This is a genomic window from Vibrio sp. D431a (assembly GCF_030248655.1).
In the GTDB taxonomy this organism is placed as follows: Bacteria; Pseudomonadota; Gammaproteobacteria; order Enterobacterales; family Vibrionaceae; genus Vibrio; species Vibrio alginolyticus.
Genome location: NZ_JAHGAP010000008.1, coordinates 112,539 through 138,774 on the forward strand (window position 1 = coordinate 112,539; position 26,236 = coordinate 138,774).

The window sequence follows — 26,236 nt, forward strand, 5'->3', positions numbered from 1 at the left end:
AATGAGAGTTTCGGTTTGAAAGCAGTGAAGCTGGAAGTCTATTAAAAGCTCAACATTGATGTCAGTGATTTGGACACAAATAAAACAAAACACAAATACTGACTATATGACAAACACTTAGACACCATCTGAAAACTGGAAAACTATAAACAGAGGTGCATTTATAGTTAGAAGGAACACCAAACATGGAACGCGATACCTTTGGAATATGCCTGAATAAGGCGATGCTGTCAGAGAATATGTATTCAACATTTACACACGTCAGGGCTTATGAAAAAAACGGAGGCGGTACTTCTGATCTAAAAGTCCTGTTATCGTTCCCTCAAATGAGTGGAAAAGATCTATTGAATACGATGCGAGGTTCTCGTCAGCTCGAGTGGAGAGCAGAGTTTCACTGTCCATATACAAAATAAATTTGTAACATCTCCCGCGCCCAGCACAAATATAACTGGGCGCATACTACTGCCCAATTTTCCCTCCTACTTAACACGCAGTTACGAATCCTTTATATTAGAGCTAATACTCTACGACAAAGCAGCCATTATGAAAAAAACAGGAAAGGTTTGGATACTGGGCTTACTTAGCAGCTCGATTTCCCTTGCCTGTCATGCGGCACCGATCACTTTTGATACCGCATGGCAGCTATTGCTAGAAAACAACTATTCTCTCAAAGCTCAACGCTCAAACGTCGAGAACTACCAATACCAAGAGAGTGCCACCAGCAATCTCAACTTACCTCAGGTTACTATTGGCGCGAATTACACGCGTTTAGATACCGATATCACGCTGTCGGGAAAACAGATCCTAGACAGCACAGGAGCACACACTAACGTACCTCCTGCTTTTCAGCCTATTTTTGGTGCCTTAGCTAATACCACTTCGACCATAACCGAGCGCGATATTTTCTCTTCGTCTATTCGTGCCATTTGGCCAATTTTTACTGGTGGTCGAATTTCTGCGGCTCAATCAGCAGCAGAAGGCAAAACGGATGAGGCGAAAAGTCAGCTTTTAATGGAACAACAAGCGCGTTTTGAAGATTTATCGAAGTACTACTTTTCTGTCGTACTGGCAAAGGAAGTACTCGCAACGCGGCAAGCGGTTGAAGCAGGGCTAAAAAAGCATCGAGATTTTGCCATTAAGCTTGAAGAGCAAGGACAAATCGCGCACGTTGAGCGCCTGCAAGCAGAGGCTTCTTTAGATAAAGCATCTGTAGAAACACGTAAAGCAGCCAGCGATTTGAGTATCGCTCAGGCTGCATTAGGTAAATTACTCGCGCAAGATGATGCCGTAGAGCCCGCTGAATCTTTGTTTATCAACGACAGTCTTCCCCCTCTTAGCGCTTTTGTCGATCAAACGCTGCTTACCTATCCGGGGTTAGAACTTCTGAGCGCTAAACACAAACAAGCCTCTAGCTTAATCAAAGCAGAAAAAGGGAAATACTACCCTGAAGTTTATCTTTACGGCGACTACAGCTTGTATGAAGACGATTCTCTCGCAAGCCAAATGAAGCCTGACTGGTTAGTTGGTGTTGGTGTCAGCATTCCACTGATTGAATCATCAGGGCGAAGCGAAAAAGTCAAAGCCGCTCAAAGCGTCGTCTCGCAGGTCGACTCATTAAAGTCCCAAGCCAAACAAGACTTATCGCTGTTAGTCCAAAAGACATACTTGGAGGCTCAGCAAGCCATTGATGAAGTACAAGGGCTCGCATCTAGCATTGAACTCGCTAACGAAAACCTGCGCTTGCGTGAAAAAGCATTTACTCAGGGTCTGTCGTCTTCTCTGGATGTTGTGGATGCACAACTTTATGTCGCGAGTATAGAAACACAGCGTTCAGCGGCGCGTTTCCGCTATTTAATATCTTTAACCAAGCTACTCGCATTGAGCAGTGAAATGAACAGCTTCGAACAATATCAAAATACCGCTTATATCCCTGCTTCAACATCCAAAGAGGTGAAATAAATCATGGCAGCTAAATCACTAAAACCCGTTTTACTCTCACTTTGTGCTTTGGGTGTTGCCTCTTGGGTTGGGTATCAATTTTACCAAGCCTATCAACCGGAACCGATCCGCTTACAGGGATTAATTGAAGCCCAGCAATACAGTATTTCCTCAAAAGTTCCAGGGCGTATTGATGAGGTCATGGTACGTAAAGGCGACGATGTAGAGAAAGGTCAGCTTATTTTTACCCTTCATAGTCCTGAAATTGAAGCGAAGTTAGAACAAGCAAAAGCAGGTGAAAAAGCGGCGGACGCCTTAGCTCAAGAAGCTGAGAAAGGCGCACGTGAGCAACAAATCCAAGCAGCAAAAGATCAGTGGATGAAAGCCAAAGCCGCTGCGAATTTAATGGAAAAAACCTACAATCGTGTGAATAACCTTTATAACGATGGCGTGGTTGCAGAACAAAAACGCGATGAAGCTTTAACTCAGTGGCAAGCAGCGAAATACACAGAAAGTGCTGCGTTTCAAATGTATGAAATGGCAAAAGAAGGCGCTAGAAGTGAAACCAAAGTGGCTGCGGCGGAAAAAGCGCGCATGGCATCAGGTGCCGTAGCCGAAGTAGAAGCGTATGCGAAAGATACTCAGATCTACAGCTGGTTCGACGGCGAAGTCTCTCAAGTTCTGCTTCAAAGTGGTGAATTAGCACCTCAGGGCTTCCCAGTAGTTACTGTGATAGATACAGAAGATGCCTGGGCGACACTGAATGTGCGTGAAGATTACCTTCAACACTTTAAAAAAGGAGCAACCTTTGATGCCTATTTGCCTGCCTTAAATAAAAATGTTGAGTTCAAAGTAACGCATGTTGCCGTTATGGGTGACTTTGCAACGTGGAGAGCAACCGATGCTTCTCAAGGTTTTGATCTTCGTACCTTTGAAGTAGAAGCTCGTCCAGCTCAACCCGAACCTGAACTGCGTATGGGAATGAGTGTTGTCGTTGAACTTTAATCACAACCACTAGGTTAATGCTATGACGATTAAGATTTCACAGCGGCATATCTTACGACGAGACAAGTGGTTGCTTTCGTGCCTTACTTGGATACCGATTTTGCTCGCGATGATGATTTGGGGAGTGTTCTCTGCGGGCATTGCCCGGGATCTGCCAATCGGTGTGGTTGATCTACAACATTCCCAACTTTCTCGAAAGCTCATTCAATCTTTGGATGCGTCGTCGAGTCTGGCTGTTAGCTATCACTACACCAGTACAAGCGAAGCAAAAAATGCGATGATTGAAGGCGATATCTACGCTTACGCGGTCATCCCATCTAAGTTCGACCAAGATATTCTCCAGCACCGCCAACCTCAACTTTCTGTCTTTTACAACAGTCAGTACATTTTGGTAGCGAAACTGATCAACTCTGCCGTTGCGCAAGCACAAGGCTATTTCGACGCTCAGGTTGAAGTAATGGGCAACTTGGCTAAGGGTAACACCACAACGTTAGCAGCGGCTGGACAGGCTGTACCCGTGTCGACACAAATAACCGCATTATTTAACCGTAACAATAACTACGCACAATTTTTGGTAACGGCTATCGTGCCAGCCATTTGGCAAATATGTATTGTAGTAAGCACTATTTTGATTCTTGCCGCGCACTTTCGCATTTATGGTGGAAAGAATAGCTTTGCATTTTTGGGCGAAAAGCCATACGCCAGGCTCACTACCCTATTAAGTCAGTACATTCCGGTCTTTATGGCGCAAGGTGCGTTGTTCTTGTACTGGTTTTATTCCGTGCTTGATTGGCCAATGGAAGGCAGTTTTGTGGTTATGCTATTAGCACAATTGGCGACGGTTATCGCCTGTATCATTATGGGAGCGTTGTTCTTCTTCTTGTCGATGGATCCTGCACGTGCGATGAGTTTTGCTGGCGCATTTACGGCTCCAAGCTTCGCGTTCATGGGAATTACATTCCCAGTTTCTGACATGAACACGCTCGCTTATGCATGGCGTTCATTATTGCCGATTACCCATTACATTGAAGTACAAGTCAGTCAAGCAAGCTATGGAGCATCGGCCGCACAATCTTTAAGCTCGCTATGGCCTATGATTGGTTACGTTGTGCCCCTGCTCATTACCGCAGCCTTGATGGGTAAACATCGAACAGCTTCATCAACACGCCAAGCGAAGGAGGCGGTATGACATTGTGGCAACTGATTAAAGCGGAACTTAAGGCCGTTCTAACCAATCCAGTCGTTACGTTGACCGTGTTTGGTGGTGTCGTATTTTACTCGTTTTTATACCCTTTGCCTTATGCACAACAAACGCCTCGTGAACAACCAATCGCGATTGTTAATCTAGATGGTAGTCAGACGAGTTTAAAGCTAGAACGTATGGTTGATGCCACTCCGCAAGTCAACGTAGTCACTCGACTTCATACGATTGCCGATGCAAAGCAAGCATTTTTACAACGAGAGATCACCGGTTTTTTAGTCATACCAGAACACTTTTACAAAGACCTAATGCTAGGTAAAAGCCCGACTCTAGCCTACGCTGCGGACGCCTCGTATTTTCTCGTGTACGGAACCGTGGTAGAAGGATTGGCCCAAGCTGGAGGCACATTAGGGGCCCAAGTGAAAGTCAGTAAAATGGTGATAGATGGTGTGCCCATGAGTATGGCTAGCCATAATTACTCTGCTATCAAGCTTAATATGAAGCCGACGTTCAACCCAACCATGGGTTACATCGAATACGTAGTGCCGGCAGTATTTGTTCTGATTTTACAACAAACGTTGATCATGGCGGTTGGATTACAAACGGGAACACAGCGTCATGGTCGTGGCTATTGGTCACAAGTATCCACGGGATCGCTGCTGCTTGTGAGAACGTTAGTATTTGTGGCAATTTATTATTTACTCGGCGCCTATTATTTTGGTTTTAGCTTCGAACGCTTAAACGTAAACCATATCGCCAATGCGGGCGAATTGCTGGCTATGTTGTTCCCGTTCCTTTTAGGTTGTTGCGGACTAGGCTTCTGGCTAGGTTACTTATTACCTCGGCGTGAACTTGTCACCTTAGTCGTCCTAGTGAGCTCTATGCCGCTCATTTTCTTGGCTGGTTTTATTTGGCCGATTGAAGCCATACCTACTCCCTTACTATGGATTGCTGATTTAAGCCCAAGCACTTGGGCGATCAAAGCTTTCTTAGCACTAAACCAAATGGGGGCAACCTGGCAACAAGTCGCTCCACATTGGACAGCACTTTGGGCACTCACTGTGCTTTGGGGTAACGTTGCGTACTGGATTGCTAAGCGAAGTAACAAGCCAGTTGTAACAGAGAGCTTGGGGTGATAGCTGACATTTTTATTACTATAAAAAAAGCCGGGTAACTAAACCCGGCTAAAAATCTGCGTCCTTGCAGCGGACATATGGTAAAAACACTTTTTGCTCTGGGCTTACCCATTGAGCGAGGTTAGATTAAGCCAAAAAGTATGGACTCCATACTCTCATATAGAGGGTTATATCCTTCCAATAGACATTAGCTCTTCGCTAGAACGATAACGTTTTTCAGACACAAAAAAACAAGACTCACATTGAGTCTTGTTGTTGATAGGGATGAGCAGGATACATGTCGCCGCTAAGTCATATCACGGATTATTTTTTCTCGGTATTCTGTAACGACCTTCATGATTGAATTTTTTACATCACCGACTTGCTTAGAGGGTTGGCACCATAGGCCAAAACCAAACTTAAAACCTTCCAATAATTCAGAAGCTTCCACTGGCTCTATATGATTATTAGAAAACTCCGAATGGGCAAACGTTCTGGGGAGAATCGCCCATCCTAAACCTGCTTCAACCATTTTCACTACAAGGGCCAATTGGTCGACCTCTTCATGGTTCGAACTTACGATGACTTTTTCGCCCATTCCCTCTTCAATAAGAGACCGCAGTACAAATTGTTTACTATTCCTCAAGGCTGTCAATACTCGATCTGGTGCCATAGAAGCGAGTTCACCACCTTTCTGGACGAAAGGAACAAATTCAAAATGACCTAAAAACGTCGCATCCAAACTATGTATTGCTCGACTATCATGCACATTGACAATACCGAATTGATAATCACCATTCTGTAAACCCTCTTTAATTTCGTTGCGATTACGAACAAGAAAGTTAACTCGCATCATCGGAAAATCTGCTGCTAATTGAATACGAAGCAATACAAGAAAACGGTGTGGTATAGCGCTTGAATAGGCGATACTAACATTCTCTAACCCACCGTAAGCTAGACTTAATGCGACTTTATCGAAAGTACGTGCTTGTTCGATGGTTTGCTTAGCATAGTGGTAAAGAAGATGACCATCTTCTGTCGGTTCTACCGAGCGCCCCACTCGCTCAAACAGGTTGACCGCCAGTTGGTCTTCAAGATTGGTAATCACCTGCCCTATTGTGGTTCGGTGCTTATTGAGTTTGACCGCCGCCTTACTAAACGAAAGCTGTTCATAAACGGTTACGAACGCGAGAAGTTGTTCAAAACTAAAATTCATAGGTTGTGCTTACTTTTTAGAGTTATCTAATTAAATTACCACAAGATCGTAGAATTGCTACTTGGTAACGGAAACAATCTGCGTTTGAATTCCTTCTCGACGACACAAAAAAACCTACTAGCTTCAGTAGGTTTTCTCTAACTTAGTTGTACTCAACGACACGAGCTAAATAGTTGAATTCTCCTGAGTCACCATGGTAATCGCGGTAGACATCGACACTGAAATATTTAGGTTGATCAGCGTAAATGTGGTCAACGACTTTTTGCTCAAGTGACTCCAACGTTTCACCGACCTGAGAGTACACGAACTGCTTGTTCACTTTTTCCAATTTACGTTGTTTCGCTTCTTTGTGTGACACATAGTTGTTGATCTCTTCCCACTTTCCCACGAACTCGACCGCCACGTAACTCGAGTTCTCGTCAATCATGATAAAGGCTGCACCTTCTTCTTTGATTGCAGACAGTTGCTGCATATCACTATCCACTTTTTGCTGGTCAAGATGGGCTCCACTTTGGGCGAATGCAGTCGCGAAAGCGGTAAGCATCATGAGTGTAAGAACGGCTTTTTTCATTGTATCGTTTTCCTGTATTAAGGGAGTTCAGTTACCCAAAGTTGCCCTTGGGTGGCTTTTTTGAATCCATATTCGTAAATCGTCAGCAAGTAGCGGTGATCGAACATATCTTTCGTTACTTTGGCGTATCTGAAATCTTGATCAATGTAGGTAAACTGCATCTCGATATCGTTGATTTCACTGATGTATTTCATTCGATAGAGATCACCTCGAGTTTGCGCTAGCGTAAGGCTTGAGACACTTTTCGATACCAAGTCCAAACCTTTGTCTTTTAGTGGACGATACGGCGCTTTTAACGCACCATTGCGAATCACATCCAACTGAGGCGCTTTTTCTAACCCCAAAGCATCTGAGATTTGTTGATAGTTGAAGTTAGACGGATTAAAGAACACCTGCGCTGCGAGACCACCATCTACGTGTAACTCCTCAAGAGTTTCTCCATCATGTTCAACATCGATAAATTGTGGAGGGAAAACACCAGGGATCGATGCGCTCGCAGCAAGCACCTTGTAAATCAGTTCAGATTTGTCCGCTAAATCACTGTTCGCAATCGCACCAATATTCCAAATCACCAGTTCGCCTGAATCAAAATGGGTACTGCCAATAAAGAGGCGTTTACCATTGCGGTGTTGCTGCGCCATCGCCTCGATCATGGGCTCAGGGTAAGCGTCTGCGATGAAATCATAGAGATTCTCACCATCGGTAAACGCGTCCTTAAACAGGGTATTTAAGAAGTTCTTCTTACCCAAAATATTCTTATCATTGATGTTGAGCATGACTTCTTTCATCTTTGGCATCGCATCACCGCCAATGAAAACAAAAGGAGCGATTAGGGCACCCGCACTGACTCCAGTAATGATGGCATAATCTTTTAGCTCCCCCTTTTCCTGCAGCCCCATCAAAACGCCGGCACCGTATGCGCCGTTTACGCCACCACCCGATAAGGCCAAAATATTGAGCTGTTCACCCTCTACTTTGATCGGTGTGGTTTGATTGTGCGCTGAGTAGAGAAAATCCGGCGCTTCATTGGCCCACATTCGAAGTGGCTCATTTGGTGTCGAACTCGCGATCTCGACATCTTTATAGTTGCTTTGAGAAACACGAACATCCAGCGTATGAGGTGAACTACAAGCTACTATCAGCAGCGAAAGTGCAACCGTCACACCAGAGGAAATTAAACGATTCATAATCAGTCTCATTTAATGTTCTCTGGCGTATGACCAGAGACTCAGTTTGAAGTTAATTGGGTCAAAATGAAGTCCGTTTCGTTGTGTGGAGTTACTATAGCTAGGCACGGCTAAACCCCATAATCGCGATTGTAGGATGCTATCCATCAAAGCAATTATGCCAAGTTTCTATATGCTAACTTTACGCTTCTCCGTTAATTAGGTACTGCGCTAAGCAATTTTCACGACGTTGAACTCATGCGTCGGTTCGACAAATTCGTATTGGGCATTGATCGTCTGTAGCTCCCATGTGCCATAGCCTTTGGTGATCTCCAATACACCGTAAACGGCGTTATGTGTATGACGAAAGGCTGCGACAGGAGACATCTTCTTCATCAAACAAGAAGTAAAAATCGCAGAAATCAAATCACCGACACCGACTGGCTGCATAGCAAATTCAACACTAGGGCGTTGGGCCAAATAGCTTGCTTTCGGCGTCGCTAAAATCATACTGAAGGCGTCATCTGTTAGAGCATGCAGATGTTTCACCAATACCATTTTCGGTCCCAGCTCTAGGGCTTTTTTACATGCAGTGACCGCATCATAAAGAGAGTCAATTTTCACACCTGTTAACTCGCTCAGTTCAAACTGGTTAGGAACAATCACATCAGCGATGGGCAACAAGCTATGGCTTATCGCTTCTTTGACACCGTCTGCCACAATGCAACCTTTGTCTGGATCACCCATAACTGGGTCACACACATAAAGTGCACTATGGTTACGCGATTTGACTAAACTTACCGCTTCGGCCACCGCTCGACATTGCTCTGCGCTGCCTTGATAACCGGACAGTATCGCGCCACATTCTCCTAACTTCTCAATGTTATCTAAGCCTCTCATTAGAGAATGAATTTCATCTGCCCCAAACTTCTGTCCAGTCCAACCTTGCTGGTACTGAGTGTGATTTGAAAACTGAACAGTGTGGATTGGCCAGACTTCGAGGCCCATCCTCTGCATCGGGAAGACGGCAGAGCTGTTTCCTGCGTGGCCATAAACCACATGAGATTGAATAGAAATAATGCTTTTCATAAGTCACTCTTAATAGGGAAGTTTGTTAGCTTGGCGACTAAATAAACACAATGCCGCGCACTGTGCTTATTTGGTCGGAATAGCCTCGACAACGCCGAGGCTTATTCTTAATCAGGCTGGATTCATTAGCCTTTGAATTCAGCAAAGTACTCATCCAACACTTTGCGTGTTGCACGACCGATAAGCTCGTATTCGTGGTGAGTAAGATTTGCTAGCGAAACTCGAACTGATGCATGCACTACATCGAAGCCTTGGCCTGGAAGCAGGATAACGCCGGTTTCATGTGCAAGGCGGAACAGGAAGTCTTTGCCCTTCTCGCTCGCTTTGAACCATTCAACGAATGCTGGTCCGTACAATTTGCCGCCCAGAGTGTCGAGCTCAAGCAGTGTGTAGTAGTCCACACGATCTTTGTTTTCTTCAATTTCTACACCCATGTTTTTGTACAGAGTTTTGTAACGCTCGCGGATGATGCGTTTACATGCTTCTTTGTAGTTTTGTTCTGAGTCCATCAAGCAGTTCAATGAGAACAACGCCATTTGAACTTGTTGAGGAAGAGACAAACCTGCTGTGTGGTTAAGCGCTACGCTGCGGCTGTCTGCTACGATACGGTCAATAAACTTGATCTCACGCGGTTCCGGAGTCAGTGTTTTGTAACGATCGTCCAACTCAAGTTGACGCGCTTCAGGAAGGCTGCGCATTGCATCGTCAAACACGTTGTTGTGTTGAATCGCAATCGAGCCTAAACGCCAGCCTGTTGCACCGAAGTACTTCGAGAACGAGTAAACACAAAGCGTGTTGTATGGCAGTTTCGCGAACAGTGAGACAAAGTCGTCCGCAAATGTGCCGTATACATCATCAGTCACAATGAACAGGTCGCTACGTTCGTTGTTCACGAAGTTTGATAGGTTATCCAGAGTCTCATCCGAGAACTTCACAGACGCTGGGTTTGCTGGGTTCACGACACAAAGCAGTTTGATGTCTGTATCTGCAAGCTTTTCGATTTCAGACATCGGCAGCTGCCATGTTGTCTCATCCAAACGTAGTTCAACGATTTCCAGTTCGTATTCACTCAGTTCTGGAATTTCTAGGTACGGCGTAAAGATTGGAGTGATTAGCGCGACCTTGTCACCTTTCTTCAATAAACCGTTGTTGAACATAGTTTGGAACGTGTACGTCATAGACGCTGTGCCGCCTTCCGTTGCAAACAGATCGAAGTCTGTTGTCATTGGCATCGGGCCGTACATCTCTTCTGCGATGTACTGCTTCACAACCTTTTCGATGTTCGTCAACATGCGTGGTGGCACTGGGTAGTTACATGCAAGGTATGCGTTAACCAGCTCATTCAAAAATGCCTGTTTCTCTAGACCCAAACGGTCTTTTGCGTAGCTCAGCGACTTTTCTAAGAACTGCACGCCTTGGTCTTGTTTATTCTTGCTTGCAAACGTATCGAAGCGTTCAACAATGCCCACACCATCTGGAATGCCACCGAAACCACCATCTAGGTATGAATAAGTGCGCTCGGCTTCCAATATTGCGAACTCACCCAAACGAATGAACGCTTTACGTGGTAGTGTCGCAAGAAAATTAGGATTACCACGACCTGCATCTAATAACGCGCGGTCAGGAACAGTTTGTGCCACTTCAATTAGTTTATCTTTTAATTCAAATGGGCTTAAAACTGCAAATTTTGAAAAATCAATTGTTGTGTTTTGCGTAGTCATAATATTTACCTGAATCTATTATTTAGTAAAATTTGGATAATACTTCCCCTACCGCCTATTTAATTAGGCGATAAGAGTGTTCGAATTTATTTAAATTACATGCCTGCGTTTAAAGTAATAATGCCGACAATAATTGGACCCCATAGGGTAAGCAGTACATTGGCGACTGCATAAGTCACGGTGAATGAGAATACTGGTGTTGCATTACCTGTTTTTTCCATTAAAGCCGCAAATGCTGGGTTTGCACTTCGTCCACCTGTAACACAGCCAAGCGCTTCAACTGGATTCTTAATCTTCAATACAAAATATGAGAAGAAGAACGAAATAATCTGAGGGATAATCGTTACACCCATGCCAAGGAACAACAGAGACATACCGTGTTCTTTGATGGTGTCGACCGCTTGAGGCCCAGCCTCAAGGCCAACAATGCCCACAAATGCTGCCAAACCGAAATCTCGAATAAAGTTCGCGGCACCCATAGGAAACTGAGCAACATGCGGATTGCGGCTACGCAACCAACCGACGATCAAACCTGAGATCAAACAACCTGCACCAGAACCGATAGTGACGGGAATACCAGCAATCTTAAAACTGATTAGACCAATTAATAGGCCCACCACCATGCCCATACCAAGCACGACTAAGTCAGTCACGTTTGCTGAGCCCATTCGCTGACCAATGTTTTTCTCAACGCGATTGATATCTTTTGCGGTACCTGTAAGCTGGATGACGTCGTTTTTCTTCATCACAAGATCCGGCGTTATTTCAATTGAGTTGCCTTCACGAATATAGTCTGTCACATAAATACCGCGCATAGAGCCTTGGTTCGAAGCCTCTTTAATCTCTTGCAGCGACTTACCAATCAGTTTGCGGTTGTCTGCGATCAGTTGACGGTTTTCTTCAATAACTTCATAGCCTTCTGGAAGTGCAATCTCATTGTCAGCCAAACCATCTTGCAGCTGATGCACTGCATTACGGCGACCTGTTACGACAATGACATCCCCTTCTTTCAGGGCTGTGAATTTGTCCACGTCTAGCACTTTGCCATCGCGTTGAATCAATTCAATACAAGCAGCCAGAGCGTGTTGGTTTAACTGAGCTAAGGTTTTGCCTGCTAGCCCACTATCTTTGCTCACTTTAAATGCTCGTGTAACCAGCGCTGTGACAGCGTTGAACTCACCCGGCGCTAAATCACGCTTACCATTTGAATTTTTCTCTTCTAGAGCAATCGCTTCTGCTCGGATATCCCACTTCATCAGTGTTGGGAATACCCATGTCACCATCAGAATTGGACCAAGCGAACCAAAGATGTACGTAACTGCGTAGCCTACTGCGACGTTGGTCTGCATTAGGTGCTTAGCTTCTTCTGTCACACCACCAAGACGTGCGATCGCATCACCCGCTGTACCGATGATTGCCGATTGAGTCAAACCACCAGCTGCAAGGCCTGCTGCCGTACCTCTGTCTAGATCGAACATCCAAGCTGCTGCTAGTACACAAAGCAGGCCAGACACCGTCATCACTACAGCGGAAAGTAGAATGTTGATGGTTCTAAAGTTCAGTGCTTTGAAGAACTGCGCACCACCTTGATACCCTACAGCGTAAATAAAGAGCGCAAAGAAAATGCTTTTTACGCCGGGATCAATATGAACACCAAATTGCCCAATAATTACACCCATTAATAATGTTCCGGCAACACCGCCAAGAACAAATCGACCAATGGTAATTTTACCTACCATATAACCGAGAGAGAGCGTAATAAAGAGAGCAACAAATGGTGCCATGTCAAAAAGGTTAGAAATAATTTCCATGACAATTTTACTCTTACTAATAAATATAAAACTCAAATAATCTAACGAATAATCTGTCACTCATATTTGTTGGATTATTTAATTTAAAAGCATCTCGTTTGCTTCGAAGCGAATATTAGAAACAAAACCTCACAACTCGTAATCCCATTTGAAGGATGAAACCATCACTTCGCATATTCAAAAGCAAACATTGAACAATAATTGTCGAAAATTTAATAACTTAGTGGTATTAAATGAGCATCAAATAAATTGGAAAATAAATTTATTTTTATGTTCACTGTCCAAAAAGCTACTTTGTTGCGCTATTCCCTCTATATAGCGCATGACACCTTTCTCTTGATGGATTAGATCCTACAAAAGCGATTATCACTGATGCCATCACTTGCCTTATCTTTACATTCATCAAGTTAATAGAGAAAAACACCATGAACTCAATGCCACATGAACTTGTGTGGGGCGAAGTTTACTTCCCTCCCTTGTTGCTGGTTATTGCATTGGCTTACATGCTCACCATTTTGGTTGGAACCGTTGCAACAAAACTGGGACTCCACAAATACGTTGCATTTCCTGCACTCGCAGAGCTAAGCCTAATTGTGATTTTTACTGGCGTTATTGGTCGATTCATTACCATATTTTGAGGCAAATTCCGTGATAAAACGTTATCTCATCACACTGCTACTACTGTGTTCCGCTGGCACCGTGATTTTCAGCTACTACCAATCATACACTGACAACCCATGGACTAGAGATGGCCAAGTTAGCGCGCACATCGTTTCTATAACCCCCCGCGTGACAGGACAAATCATCCAAGTCTACGTTGAAGACAATTCGCAAGTGAAACAAGGCGATTTGCTGTTTGAGATTGACCCAAGCATCTATAAAGCGGCGTACCACAAAGCGCTAGCAGCTCAAAAGCAAGCCATTGCATTACTAGCAAAGGCCAAAAATGAAGAGCAGCGAGCACTTAAGTTAGAAAAGCGCACACCTGGCGCTGTACCTGTACTGACATTGAATAACCTAGACAATGCGGTGGAGACAGCCGTTGCCAACGTAGAGCTCGCGAAAGCCAATGTTGAAGAAGCCAAGCTAAACCTTGATTACACAAAAGTTTATGCGCCAACGAATGGTTATATCACTAATTTGAACTTACGCGTCGGCTCTCAAGTCGTCGCTAACTCCCCAGTCGTGGCTTTGATTGATGAAGACAGCTTTTGGATCGAAGGATATTTCAAAGAAACGGATTTAGTTGGCGTTGATCCACAAGATAAAGCCTACGTGACCTTAATGATGCACAATGAAGCTGTGCTGGAAGGAAAAATCAAAAGCATTGGCTACGGCATTGCGAAGCAAGATGGTAGTACTGGTAACGATCTTTTGCCCAATGTGAACCCTAACTTTCAGTGGATACGCTTAGCTCAACGCATTCCAATTAAAGTGAAATTAGATCACTTACCGAAAGATTTTCAACTACGTGTTGGTATGACGGCCTCTATCAAAATCATCAAACAATAATGCGGTGGAATGTATGTTTAATGCCTCAACCAAAGAAGCAATCAAAGCTGCGCTGTCTATCGTTATCGCGATCTGCCTTGCCTTATGGTTTCAATGGGAGAAACCGTATTGGGCAGCGATCGCAGTCGCGGTAATGGCATTAAATGAAAGCTTCGCTCACTCAATAAACAAAGGTCATAATCGCTTATTAGGAACCCTCCTTGGCATCGGTTATGCCTTTTTCCTCATCACGACGTTTTCTCAAGATCGCTTTTTGTTTCTCACCTTCTTCACCTTGTTTTTAGGTGCGTGCATTTTTATGTCGAGCGACGAAAAGTATGGTTATGTGTTCTCTATCGGTTTTGCTGTGTGCTCCATCATCGCATGTATGGGAGGATTTGATAGTCAAGCAACGTTCCACTTCGCTGTTCTTCGCATGCAAGAGACGATTCTTGGTGTGATCACGTTTTCTGTTGTGTACCGATTAGTCTGGCCAGTCAGTACAGAACAAAACTTCATTCAACGTTTTGAGACCAGCAGAGAGGCGATGCTTAACGCTATGAAATCGCCCAATGATACAGATATTGAAGCTCTTGAGACCAACAGCGCCAACATAGAAAAGTTATTCCAACTGGTCGGCTTACCACTTACTGGCAGCTACCACTTGAAAGAACATCGTCAGCTATGGCGTGCGCGTTTAAATGAGATGGCACAAATCCAAGACCGATTGCTAGAACAAGCAGATAAATCGCAAAGTCGTGAGATCGATTGGCCAACGCTAACGCAGCAACTTCAAAGCTTTGATATTAAAAATCCAAGTACGTCACTCATTGGTCACGTTGCTTATGTTATGCAAAGAGAGAAAAACACAGTTTGGCATCACGAGCATCGAACGTTTATCCAGCATTTGAATGAAGACGGCAGAAAGGTATTGCAAGGTGTATCCATGTTCGTCACTTCTTTGTTGATCTGGATTTATCTGCCCGTACCCGGAGGTTTCATTTTTCCGATGCTAGCTGGCGTGTTCTCTTCAATCGTTCCTACTATGCCACCAAGCATTATTAAAGATGCATTTTTTGGTGTGATAGGCACTGGCACGGTGATTCTATTGCAATACATTTTCCTAATGCCAATGATGACCGAGCTTTGGCAGCTTGGGCTATTCTACTTCATCAACATCATCGTAATTTGGAAGGTATTTTCCACACCAAAGCTGATGGTACACAGAATTCTAGGTATTAACTTATTGGTTGTCTTGACATCAGGAGCGCTCAATTTAACCCCAGCATATCGAATTGAAACGCCCTTGCTGATGCTGGTAAACATTATGATCATTTTGATGATTGCCAAGTTGTTTACCGATCTGTTTCGTGTTCGCGTTACGGCCTAAGCGTCACCTCCGTTCTTGAAACTAAAGCCCCACATTGCTTTTGCTCTGCGGGGCTTTTTGCTTTGTTCACTACCCTATTCCTGCCTCACCCATAAAGCGAGGATAGTATCCATCAAAAGCGATTAACGGGATTTCTCTACCCACCATAAAATCCTCTCATTGATTTACGAAATGCAATCGAAAACCATGCATTCACAACGTCAATCACAGCAGACATATCTATCTAACTGAACAAGAAGTTCAGTGACACATTAACTGTCTGAGTCTCGAAGGTTTGAGACTATTCAGAGTGGAAACTGTCATGAGTTTTTTTGAATTACGCGCCGGCAAGACGTCTTCTCTTACTGTGCTCGCGAGCGCACTAATGCTTACTACCCCCACTTTTGGCTTCGCCGCTGAAGAGACGACGACCTACAACGAAGTAATCGAGCAAGGCCGAGCACTGTTCGACAAATACGGTATCAGTCATGATTTACCAAAACTGGCCATCAGCTCTCTAGTTCAAGGCGAGCATTTGGTCGAGCATGCCCACCGAAGTGTTAAAATCGGTGATAGCGTTCGCGATTCGTCCGTCTACTTGGTTAAGAACACCGATAACAAAGGCAACATTGATCTGCGTATCAAGTACAACCCTGAACAACTCGATGAAAATGAAAAAGTACTTGATGAGATCGAAGCTTTCACACGAACAGAATACCGCCTTCGAAACTACGCGGAGAGTTTTGATCCGTCATCAGTAAGAGCCAAAGAGGATCAGAATGGTAATGTGATCATCAGTTTTAATTACTCAAAATACGGTCTTCCTCAAGATATCGCCTACTTTCGCTTTTTAAGCGTTGATATTGAGTTGGTTAATGGTGAACCGAAACGTATGGTCATTACCAACGATAAACCGTTCACACATCACAACTACCAAGTGGATTCTTACGATCAAGAGATCCTCTTCCAGAAGTTAACATCAGGCAAAATTGCGATTGCCAGTAAAAACACCAAGATAGTTGGTTCAAAGAAAAATAAACCCCTCGAAATGATGAGCAGCGTAAAACCGGTAGCGATTTATGAAGATAAGCTTGGCGTGCAAGTACTAGACGAAAAACGCTTGAATGAGGTCTCTGATCCACGCATGCAAGAAGCCAGTGTTAAGCTAGACCGAGTTTTTCCTTTAATGGGTGATATGGTTCGTCGTCAAGGTATCGATTTGCCTCTGCCGTTTGGTGTGTCGCTAGCGTATCGAAATCAAGATATGAATATTCCATTTAATGATTTCACGATTGAAGGCATCGGCCTTAATGAACTGTTTGATCCAGAAGACAGTGTGGGCATCGTGAGTGCTGAGAGCATGACGCTTCGTGGCGATGTAAACATCCTGCCATTTTGGAATGTATTTGGTTACATCGGAAAAGTTAATGTCGATGCCAATGTTGATGCCGCCTACACGGGTGAAGGTGGCCAGTACATAAAAGATAAGCTGAACGATAAACTGCCAGGATTAGGTGATAAGTTTTGCGATGGTTTATCTGCACTTTGTAGTCGCGGACGCTTAGACGTGCCGCTGCATTTGGAATATGACCTTCGTGGTATAGGTACAACCCTTTCGGTTGGCTATAAAGAGTTCTTTGCTTCTGTCACTGGTACCTATTCGCAAACTCGCTTAAAGGGCTTAGATGATTGGGGCGATGGTATTGTTACTGTACAGCCGATGTTGGGTTATCAACTTGTCGATTATCGCACGCAGTTCTTTGTCGGAGCAGAATATCAAGGACTGGACGCTCGAATGGACGGGCATGTAAAAAGTGGTGATATCGAATTCGATTACGACATTGGTGTAGATCTTAATCAATGGGCGTTTTTGACTGGTTTCAATAAGCAAATCGGCAAAAACTACAACCTGACCTTTCTCTATAACAAAGGGGAAACTCGAGAGTCAGTAACCTTAAATCTTGGTTACCGTTTCTAGCTCTCATAAAGAGCCCGCCCCTAGACTATGGTAGGACTGCATCCTACAAAGGCGATTATTGAAACTGTCACTGATGCCCTACCATTTGAGCCATCAATACAACAAGCCATCCAACCATTCACGGATTAATACCAAAGCGTCAGGACGTCGCTTGTTAGATGCCGTTTAACATTTTCGGTGCACGCACCAAATGACTTTTTGGACATAACAATGACTTTACTCAATCGCTCAACTTTAGCCATTACCATCACTCTTGCCTTAGCAGCTTGCAGTGATGACTCTGGTAAACCTAGCGTTCCTAACAGCCCGAAGCCACTACAACCCTTACCACCAGAGCAAATCGCTTTGGAAATTGGCGATGCAACCATTCAAGCGACCAAAGAGTCCCTTGTCATCACGCCTCTTGCTGCGGATGAAAAACTGGCAGCGGTAGAGGCGTTCAAAGGTATCCAATTTGCGCAAGCAGACCGCTTTCAGCACAGCATTGCGATCCCACTTGAAGGCGATATTGATGCGACTCAGTTCGGTGATGCGTGCCCGCAGTTAAAAACCACGGCACAAACGCAATCAGAAGATTGTTTGAACCTAAACATTTGGCGACCAGCAGGGACAGAAGCGTACGCAGATTTGCCAGTGTATGTCTTTATTCACGGTGGAGACTTTGAATACGGCGCGGGCTCAGAACCGCTGATTCATGGTGATATGGTGGTTGCACAAGGTGCTGACGATGGTAACCCGTTTATTGCAGTTACTTTTAACTATCGCTTGGGCTTGTTGGGCAGTGTTTGGGTCGATGGTTTGGACAACCCAGAGGGCGGTAACTTTGGCCTAGGCGATCAAAAACACGCGCTTGAATGGGTTCAACAAAACATAGAGGCATTCGGCGGCAATCCGCAAAACGTGACACTCATGGGTCAAGGTGCGGGTGCCATGTCTGTGGGAATTTTACAGCAATCAAAAGGCGATGCTGCAATCGCAGGTGAGCACTTTCAACGTGCCATCATGCAAAGCAACCCTTACGGCTTTGAATATAAAAGTTACGATGTTGCCAAGAGCCAAAGACCAGAGCAAAGCGTTGAAGATCTTGCGTTACTACCACTTGAAGAGATCATGAAGGTACAAAGCGAGATGCTTGATCCTATTCAACGTCTTAAGAACTGGGTACTGACCGCCGTGAATATTCCGGTTATAAGCCCAACACGCGACAACAGCCCATTAGCTACATTGATGCCATTTGCGCCTTACATCGAGCATCGCCCACCAGCGTTTCTAGTGAAAGAAGTACCAGGCTATCACTTTACTGAGCAAGCCATTGAGAGTGAATGGATCGTACCAACGGTAATTGGCTCTAACAGCGCAGAAATCAATACTCTGGGCATGCTGCCGAGCCTGACATTTTTGATCCCAACTATCATTGAAATCTTGAGCCAAGAAGCACCAGAAATCATTGAAAGTGGTGACGAAACCTTAATCGTCGAATACATGGTTGAGTGGCTAGAATCGGAAACGAACTTAAACCGTTTACGCACCGAATATCGTTCATTAATCAGCGATTCAGCTTCAATTGAACTCGATCTTTCTGACTTATTGGAACTGCTGCCTAGCACCGCTTATGAGGCGATGACTAAGTTGTTCTTCGGTTTGAGGAACTCCGATTCAACCACTGAGTTACTTGCTCTGGCTGACTTCTTCCCTAACGATGAAAGCGAACTGAATGGCGCGGTCAAAAACATGCAGCAATTCAAAACCACGTTGCATGATTTGCTCTTCACGGGTCCAAACCGTCATAAGGTTTCAACTGAAGAAGCAACAGGAGCGACGCCAAGCTTTTACTACTTTGACTACAAACCTGGATTCAACGTATGGACTTACAACACAAAAGGTGAAAATGGCGATCTCGACGTGGGTAATTTACTCAAAAGCATCAGTTGTATTGTGGGCGCTTGTAATGCATCGGAATTACCATTTATGTTTAACAAGGCATTAAAGCTTGATGGTTCAAGTGTTCGCCCAGGTAGCAAAGACAAAGCGATGATGAACGAGCTCTCTCGTATGTGGTTTAGCGAACGTTTATTTGAGGACTTCCAATACAACAGCGCGACTGACCGAGTATTGCTGATCGATAACGATGGCGGTATTCAGTCCACACAAGACTGGGACAATGCTCATCACTCAGGCATCGATCCAAAACTGCGCCAAGGTCGCCTCAACGGTCTCGAGGAACTTGGGTTAATTCTTAGCCACATGTAACTTCATCTTCAGCCACTAAAAACTCGTTACCGAATACCTAAAAGCCAGTTCGCTGGCTTTTTTCATCCTCATTCCTTGAACATCATTAGGAAGGTTTACTCATGTTTCCTAACGCCCTTCGCGCTCTGCTACTCTTTATCTTCAGCGTGCTATTGGTTGGCTGTGCCCAGCCCTACCCTCAAGTTGAACCGGATTTTGAAGCCAATTGGCAAACTACTCAGCATCAAGCCGAAGTTTACTTAATTCCTACCGCTCCAGAAGCCTTTGCTCGTCGCGTTGAACTGGTAAGAAACGCTCAGCAAAGCATCGATATGACTTATTTTTCTTGGGAAAGTGACACGCTTGGTTTGATGCTACTCAATGAACTCAAACAAGCAGCAGATCGAGGCGTGCAAGTTCGACTCACTCTCGATGATTTATTGGTGTTTAACGAAAAATGGCTTGCTGATCTCAGCGCTCACGACAACATTAAAATCCGTTTATTCAATCCGTTTGATTCACGTAAGTCAGGTTGGATTGGTCGCGCCGTCAACTTCTCTACTCATCAGCAACGTTTGGACAATCGTCTACACGAGAAGTACTTCAACGTCGACCATCAATGGATGATTCTAGGTGGACGTAACATTGGCGACGACTATTTTGGTTACAGCCGCAAAGCCAACTTCTTTGATATAGATGTCTTGTTCAAAGGCAGCATTATTCGAGCGTTCGACCAGAACTACCAACAACTTTGGGACAGCGAGCATGTCACGCCAATAGAAAACATCGTTAACGTTACCCCAAACTATTCCGCGTTTACTAAAGCGCTTAATAAAGGTGAGAAAGACAAAAGCATCATTCTGACGGAAGTTGAAAAACAGGTTAAACACCTGACCAGCCCCAACTTCATTGCTGCGCAAGTCACCCCCGTTTTCGACTCATTAAACAAGTTAGAAAACAACAAATCCTACTTTAGAAAACGTGCAGAACACCAAGTTTGGCAACAAATAACCTCTGCATCAAAAGCTGTGATATCAACGCCTTATGTGGTACCAAGTGATGGTGAATTTGCCTTTATTGATACCTTGATGGAGCAAAAAGCGGACATCACGTTAATGACGAACTCGTCTGCATCTAATGATTCTGGCTTTATTCCGGCTTATTACGAGGAGCACCGCCAAACCTTGTTGAATAAGGGCGTTCATATACTTGAGTATAAAAACCAAGCGAAAAATGATGACCATTACTTCCATGCGGATACTTATTATCACAACAAGACGGTGATACTCGATGATCGGCTGACTTATATCGGCTCATCAAACTTCGACCCAAGATCGGATTTCCTCAATGTGGAATTTGGTGTGTTGGTCCAAAGCGAAGCCTTTGCAGAACATGTCATGCACTACTTAACCCGACAACAAGATGAACTGTTTTGGCGAGTATCTCGAGATGGACAAGGCCAAACTCAGTGGCAATCAATGAATGAAACCCATACTAAGAATCCAAACTATGGTGGATGGCATAACGCGCCTAACTGGATATTCAAGAAACTGAATGGTGAGTTCGAACTCTAAACAATCAAGGCTTAAAAAGGCTCTCTATCTGCAAGGATGAGAGCCTTTTTAATGCCCGCTAAAACTGCGTGCCTAGCGAAAAGTGAACGCGGAATTGGTCTCCTTGCGGAGCATCTAAACCGTAAGCAAAATCCACTTTGACGGGCACGTATTTTGAGCTCCATATCAAACTCAACCCTGTACCGCTTTTCCAATCCACCCTATCGTTGAAGGCATCACCGACATCATAAAATGCCCCAAGCCACAATTGTCGGTAGACCTGATATTGATATTCCAGCCCAGCAGTAAACATGTAACGAGCACCGGTTAAATCGCCATTTTCATCTCTCGGAGAGATAGACTCATAACCATAACCCCGAAGATTGCCATCACCTCCCGCAAAGAAACGTAATGATGATGGAATATCGCTCAAAATGTCAGCGACATTAATACCGACATTGGAACGAAAGTGAAACTTGTGTTTTGCACTAATATCCCAAGACAACACACTGTTGCCTTCAATGCGCAGCAAACGAGAATCGGAGAAAAAATTGGGGTCTGAGTATTCCAATGAGTAGACGTGACGGTGCTTTACTTCTAATTGGTCGTTCTTGCGATCAAGCAGCGAAAATGTCACCCCAGGTAATAACAACTGTGATTCGTTATTCTCCGACGCTTGTCGATAACTTTCTTGCAAGTAACGAACGTGCATGGTGCTTTGCCAATCACTGTCTAACTGCCAGTGCTTTTCAAACGATAAATCATTAGAAAGACTCGATGTATCTCGATAGTCGACATGCTTAGACTCAAACTGAATCCCGTAGTAATCCGTCAGGACATTTTTGGTGGGAATTTTATAACCTAGTAATAGCGATTGTTCCGGTTTGGAAGCGTACGCTTGTGCCTCAAAACTGTGTCCACGTGCGTTATACCAAGGCTTGGTCCAGTTTAGCGAAGCGCGCAACCCCAAGTCTGTCGAATACCCTCCGCCGACTTGCACAATATTGCGTGAATTCGGCTCTGCGAGCACTTCTATCGGCAACTTATAGCCATCGAATACCTCCTCGAAATCCGCTTTCACAATCACACTGCGAAACCAATCAGTACTGGAGAGATCGGCCTGATATTGACTCAATTTCAAAGTGTCAAAATCGTCGCCCCACTCAAATGTTCTCATCGCTTCTATTCGAGCCGTTTCGATACCCGACGTAAGGACAGAGAGCTCTCCAAATTGGTAACGAGAACCACTAGAGAAATGCAGATTCACATGAGCTTGATTCAAACTTGGAATGACTTCCAAAGACGATTCGATAAAACGTCCATCTAAGTAACCTTTTTGCTGAGCCAATGAAATCAAGTTTCGTTTTAGCGTGTCGTACTCAGAATGAAGCAACGGCTGCCCTTGTTTAAGTTGAGCTTGATTAATTAGTTCGATGAAATCTTGATCGTTACTGGCCTCTCCCGACACAGCAATATTAGATTTTGCCACCAACATCACCTCCCCCGCGTCAACCTCAAGCGTGATGAGATCATTCTCTGATCTCCGAACATTGAGCTCGGAATGATAGTAGCCATAAGGGTTTAACGCATTATTAACCATCTGCGTTAGTCGATTTGAGGTAATGTTTGAAACAGAGAGTTTCGTTAGTGGTGTAAGGTGACTTTCAAGATTTTTCTCTAATATTGGTGTTAGCCCTTTGATTTTAAATTGCGCTCCGAGTGCATGATGTAAAGGCATAGAAGCTAAAACTGATATACCTATTATTTGTTTAATGAGAGGAGGCACACCGCTACCTAGTTTAGCAATACACTCGACAAGGTTAATGATGGAATGGCATATCTGTTAATCGCGTTTGTAGGATTGCTCCCTACGAAATCCTCTCGAAAATTCACGTTTCACAAGTAGATTCTTTGAACAATAAGTAGGCTCAAGCTAGGAGGTGGCAAATCATGCGGTCTGAAATAGGTATACTGTTTGCCAAAAATACAAAACCCAACGCTGAATGGATCTCATCAAGCGTTGGGTTACATTGATAATGTGTTTTTTAATCTAAAAAGCGGTCTGTTTGTAAAACTAGATCGAAGAACAGTTTCCTTTTTCTGCCATGTCGACTTTTAGTACTTCTGCTTTACCTTTGCTTTCGTCCACGAGTTCTACGCCCGCACCACCAACAAATACACCCATTTTAATGTATTGATTAACGAAATAATTACGGCCCTCTTCCGTTAAGATAGTTAAGTGATTTTCCGAAAACTCAGACTCTGTACTTACTTGATGTTCTTTATTGCCTTCGACCTCATGGTAGAAGAATACACCAGGAGCGGTTTCACCAATACATTCCCCATCGACGTAAACATACTTTTTAAGCGCTGCTCCGACAAAAGCATCTTCTCGGTAAATGTAAATCCCTGCGTTCCCCTTTTGAGGTGCTTCAAATGATTTCATTTGATTTGATACTGTCGAATCAACAGTAGGAACAGAAGCACAACCTGACAAACCCAAAAGGAATGCGGAACACAGAATTACTTTATTTTTCATGTTATTAACCTAGCTACGATAAAATCGCGCCAACCATACTATAAACAAATACATTTACTTATTGGTATTTTTGAAATTTGTGATTCAACCTATGCAATAGCACTCATTTAGCGTATAGATTGAGCAAACATTAGCCATATAATAATCACGAGAATAAAATGCCCTGTATCTAACGATCACTAAATGCCACTTTACTCGCTAGACTGATAAGTAGAATACCTGAAACACCTTCAAGAGTTCTTGAATAACGCTGAGAGTGTGGACGACTAAATACCCAATTACCCACAGATGCGTACAAAACGTTACATGTCGTCGCAAGTACGCTGAACAGCAAGCCAAGTACTAATAATTGCATTGATGTTGAGCTTGCAGACGTATCAATAAATTGAGGCAGAAATGATAGGAAGAATAGCGCTACTTTTGGATTCAAGACGCTGACGATAACTCCCTGAACAAACACATTTTTATTATTATCAACATTTTTGTTTTCAACGATTTTACTTTCTCCACGCCACATGGACAGTAATGACTGAACACCTAAATAAACTAGGTAAGCGGCCCCTAACCATTTAACAACGCTAAAAGCCAAAGATGAACTCAGAATTATTGCTGACAAACCTAAACATGCCGCTAGTGTATGAAAAAAGTAACCAACACCAAGCCCCAGAGCCGCTTTCAGCCCAGCAGATAATTTACCTTTCATTGTATTGGAAACAATATAAATTACATCAGGTCCAGGAATCATGTTGATAGCGAGACAAGCGACAACAAATAATAATAGTGAGTTTGAATCCATTCTTTTCTCCAAATTAACGTCTTGCGGGATAACATTTCATCGAACTACAAGTAATGCAACGTCCAGGTTTCGATTGGTTATATTTAGTATTAACAACACGTTACTAATACTACAGCACTGCACGAAGAGCACAATCATGAACAGTGATACGAATTAAATTATGGGCCTTTGTTAGCCCTTTGAATGATAATATTTAGCATCATTTGGTTGTAAGCTTTTTCTAGCCAGCAGCTCTTATGGAAGTTAACAAATCGGCTACTTAGTATACTTAATAGACCGTCAAATCAGATAGATTATCTATTCTTATTTCTTCAAGCCTTTTGTGCTTCATTTTCCTGCCTCACTAAGCAGCAACTTAATACTTGCTACACCAAAAAATAACGCGAACACGCCTTCAAAAACTGCTTTGGATCTGAGATAGGTTTGTCTGACCTTTTTATGCGCGAAAAGAAAAGCATAGCCAAAGAAAACCAAAGCACTAACCAGCCCCACAACAAAAATGACCGACAACAATTCCAACGGACTGGCCTTAGGAGGAACCCCTATCGAATAAAGCGCACCGAAAAACAGAATAGCCTTTGGGTTAGTTAAGTGAATTAACACTCCGGTTAAGTAGTTACCCTTCTTTGTCGTTACGTATGTTTTGGGTAACTTTAGCTGCTCGATGTTGCAGGCAGAATGTACGGACTTTAAAGCCAAATATAAAAGATAAAATGCCCCACAATATCTAAGAATTTCAAAAAGCCAAACATTGCTATAGAGTATGGTTGCGAGACCAAAAGCGGCTGAGGTTGACCAAAATAAAGACCCCGTTAAAACACCTGCAGCCAAATACCCACCAAAGCGTCGACCGTGGTTCATTGACGTGCCTGCTATCGCAAGAGTTGCAGGTCCAGGGCTAGCGATGGCAGCGATAGCTGATACGACAATCAGTGAATAATTTATCTCTTCCATTTTTACTCTAAGCCTCCAAATGGAGTTTTATCAACACTTATCGCGGAATACTCTATTGAACGTACATCAGAAGCGTAATACTGATTAAAACACCAAGTGTCACGAATCAAGTTGAGATTCTTTGGTATTTTACTGCTCCAAAATAACATCAAATCCGCCATAAATGAGACGCTTTCCATCAAAGGGCATTGGGTTATTGTCTGGACTCATTCGAGGATCCCCCATGATCCGCTGCCACCCTGAGTCCCGAACTTCTTTTGAAGGCCAGACTACCCACGAAAACACAACGGTTTCGTTGCTTTCAGCGTTAACTGCCATGGGAAATGATGTGATATCACCATCTGGTACTTCACTCCCCCACGTCTCAACAACCTTTAAGGCCCCAAACTCCCTGAACATTTCTGCTGCTATTTTTGCGTGTGCGATATACTTTTCTTTATTCGCTGTCGGTACTGCAGCGACAAACCCATCAATGTATGACATAAGTAAACTCC

General features: G+C 43.8%; 22 protein-coding genes. 11 read left to right on the top strand and 11 right to left on the bottom strand.

Annotated elements, in window-relative coordinates; translation table 11 throughout:
• The first annotated feature begins 185 nt into the window (after window positions 1-185).
• The 5 genes from KJB35_RS06090 (at window position 186) to KJB35_RS06110 (ending at window position 5,280) form a co-directional block, all read left to right on the top strand.
• Window positions 186-413, top strand: coding sequence for a hypothetical protein (locus KJB35_RS06090; protein WP_005377125.1), 228 nt, complete (start codon window positions 186-188; stop codon window positions 411-413).
• 130 nt (window positions 414-543) lie between these two features.
• Complete coding sequence (locus tag KJB35_RS06095) at window positions 544-1,959, top strand: TolC family protein (protein ID WP_064376718.1); 1,416 nt, start codon at window positions 544-546, stop codon at window positions 1,957-1,959.
• A gap of 3 nt (window positions 1,960-1,962) precedes the next feature.
• On the top strand, window positions 1,963-2,943 hold the full coding sequence (locus KJB35_RS06100; RefSeq protein WP_005377122.1) for an HlyD family secretion protein: 981 nt from the start codon (window positions 1,963-1,965) through the stop codon (window positions 2,941-2,943).
• 22 nt (window positions 2,944-2,965) lie between these two features.
• On the top strand, window positions 2,966-4,132 hold the full coding sequence (locus tag KJB35_RS06105) for an ABC transporter permease (RefSeq protein WP_064376717.1): 1,167 nt from the start codon (window positions 2,966-2,968) through the stop codon (window positions 4,130-4,132).
• Window positions 4,129-5,280, top strand: a complete 1,152-nt coding sequence (locus KJB35_RS06110) for an ABC transporter permease (protein ID WP_064376716.1) — start codon at window positions 4,129-4,131, stop codon at window positions 5,278-5,280. Before KJB35_RS06105 ends, KJB35_RS06110 begins: the two co-directional genes overlap by 4 nt.
• Before the next feature lie 286 nt (window positions 5,281-5,566).
• On the opposite strand, the gene KJB35_RS06115 is transcribed toward KJB35_RS06110, so the two are convergent.
• From KJB35_RS06115 to aspT, 6 genes are all read right to left on the bottom strand, one after another.
• Window positions 5,567-6,475 (bottom strand): LysR family transcriptional regulator, encoded by a 909-nt coding sequence (locus tag KJB35_RS06115; RefSeq protein WP_017634569.1) that lies wholly within the window; start codon window positions 6,473-6,475, stop codon window positions 5,567-5,569.
• A gap of 142 nt (window positions 6,476-6,617) precedes the next feature.
• Window positions 6,618-7,046, bottom strand: a complete 429-nt coding sequence (locus KJB35_RS06120; RefSeq protein WP_149192520.1) for a hypothetical protein — start codon at window positions 7,044-7,046, stop codon at window positions 6,618-6,620.
• A 17-nt stretch (window positions 7,047-7,063) separates the two neighbouring features.
• On the bottom strand, window positions 7,064-8,233 hold the full coding sequence (locus KJB35_RS06125) for a patatin-like phospholipase family protein (RefSeq protein ID WP_017634571.1): 1,170 nt from the start codon (window positions 8,231-8,233) through the stop codon (window positions 7,064-7,066).
• A gap of 210 nt (window positions 8,234-8,443) precedes the next feature.
• The gene (pdxY, locus tag KJB35_RS06130; protein WP_213908127.1) at window positions 8,444-9,301 is read right to left on the bottom strand and encodes a pyridoxal kinase PdxY; all 858 of its coding nucleotides are present in this window, start codon (window positions 9,299-9,301) and stop codon (window positions 8,444-8,446) included.
• A 125-nt stretch (window positions 9,302-9,426) separates the two neighbouring features.
• Window positions 9,427-11,022, bottom strand: coding sequence for a bifunctional aspartate transaminase/aspartate 4-decarboxylase (locus tag KJB35_RS06135; protein ID WP_213908128.1), 1,596 nt, complete (start codon window positions 11,020-11,022; stop codon window positions 9,427-9,429).
• A 95-nt stretch (window positions 11,023-11,117) separates the two neighbouring features.
• Window positions 11,118-12,833 (bottom strand): aspartate-alanine antiporter, encoded by a 1,716-nt coding sequence (gene aspT, locus KJB35_RS06140; protein ID WP_065274593.1) that lies wholly within the window; start codon window positions 12,831-12,833, stop codon window positions 11,118-11,120.
• 425 nt (window positions 12,834-13,258) lie between these two features.
• Between aspT and KJB35_RS06145 the strand changes: the two genes are divergently transcribed.
• From KJB35_RS06145 to KJB35_RS06170, 6 genes are all read left to right on the top strand, one after another.
• Window positions 13,259-13,471: a DUF1656 domain-containing protein gene (locus KJB35_RS06145; RefSeq protein WP_005377106.1), complete on the top strand. Its 213-nt coding sequence runs from the start codon at window positions 13,259-13,261 to the stop codon at window positions 13,469-13,471.
• Window positions 13,472-13,481: 10 nt separating this feature from the next.
• Complete coding sequence (locus KJB35_RS06150) at window positions 13,482-14,345, top strand: HlyD family secretion protein (protein ID WP_047009848.1); 864 nt, start codon at window positions 13,482-13,484, stop codon at window positions 14,343-14,345.
• A 13-nt stretch (window positions 14,346-14,358) separates the two neighbouring features.
• Window positions 14,359-15,714, top strand: a complete 1,356-nt coding sequence (locus KJB35_RS06155) for an FUSC family protein (protein WP_213904056.1) — start codon at window positions 14,359-14,361, stop codon at window positions 15,712-15,714.
• A 301-nt stretch (window positions 15,715-16,015) separates the two neighbouring features.
• Window positions 16,016-17,671 (top strand): hypothetical protein, encoded by a 1,656-nt coding sequence (locus tag KJB35_RS06160; RefSeq protein ID WP_017821369.1) that lies wholly within the window; start codon window positions 16,016-16,018, stop codon window positions 17,669-17,671.
• Between the two features lie 210 nt (window positions 17,672-17,881).
• Window positions 17,882-19,921 carry a carboxylesterase family protein gene (locus KJB35_RS06165; RefSeq protein WP_213908129.1) on the top strand — a complete coding sequence of 680 codons (2,040 nt, stop codon included), beginning with the start codon at window positions 17,882-17,884 and terminating at the stop codon, window positions 19,919-19,921.
• A gap of 101 nt (window positions 19,922-20,022) precedes the next feature.
• Window positions 20,023-21,474: a phospholipase D family protein gene (locus KJB35_RS06170; protein ID WP_213908130.1), complete on the top strand. Its 1,452-nt coding sequence runs from the start codon at window positions 20,023-20,025 to the stop codon at window positions 21,472-21,474.
• A 58-nt stretch (window positions 21,475-21,532) separates the two neighbouring features.
• Here KJB35_RS06170 and KJB35_RS06175 read toward each other — a convergent pair whose 3' ends face one another.
• From KJB35_RS06175 to KJB35_RS06195, 5 genes are all read right to left on the bottom strand, one after another.
• The gene (locus KJB35_RS06175; protein ID WP_053304374.1) at window positions 21,533-23,191 is read right to left on the bottom strand and encodes an autotransporter assembly complex family protein; all 1,659 of its coding nucleotides are present in this window, start codon (window positions 23,189-23,191) and stop codon (window positions 21,533-21,535) included.
• A 336-nt stretch (window positions 23,192-23,527) separates the two neighbouring features.
• Complete coding sequence (locus KJB35_RS06180; protein WP_005377099.1) at window positions 23,528-23,992, bottom strand: DUF2846 domain-containing protein; 465 nt, start codon at window positions 23,990-23,992, stop codon at window positions 23,528-23,530.
• A gap of 169 nt (window positions 23,993-24,161) precedes the next feature.
• Window positions 24,162-24,788, bottom strand: a complete 627-nt coding sequence (locus tag KJB35_RS06185; RefSeq protein WP_005377098.1) for a LysE family translocator — start codon at window positions 24,786-24,788, stop codon at window positions 24,162-24,164.
• 327 nt (window positions 24,789-25,115) lie between these two features.
• Window positions 25,116-25,742, bottom strand: coding sequence for a LysE family translocator (locus KJB35_RS06190; protein WP_042523838.1), 627 nt, complete (start codon window positions 25,740-25,742; stop codon window positions 25,116-25,118).
• Between the two features lie 129 nt (window positions 25,743-25,871).
• Entirely contained in the window at window positions 25,872-26,225 is a 354-nt protein-coding gene (locus tag KJB35_RS06195) for a DUF1428 domain-containing protein (protein ID WP_053304373.1), read from the bottom strand.
• Window positions 26,226-26,236 lie beyond the last annotated feature (11 nt).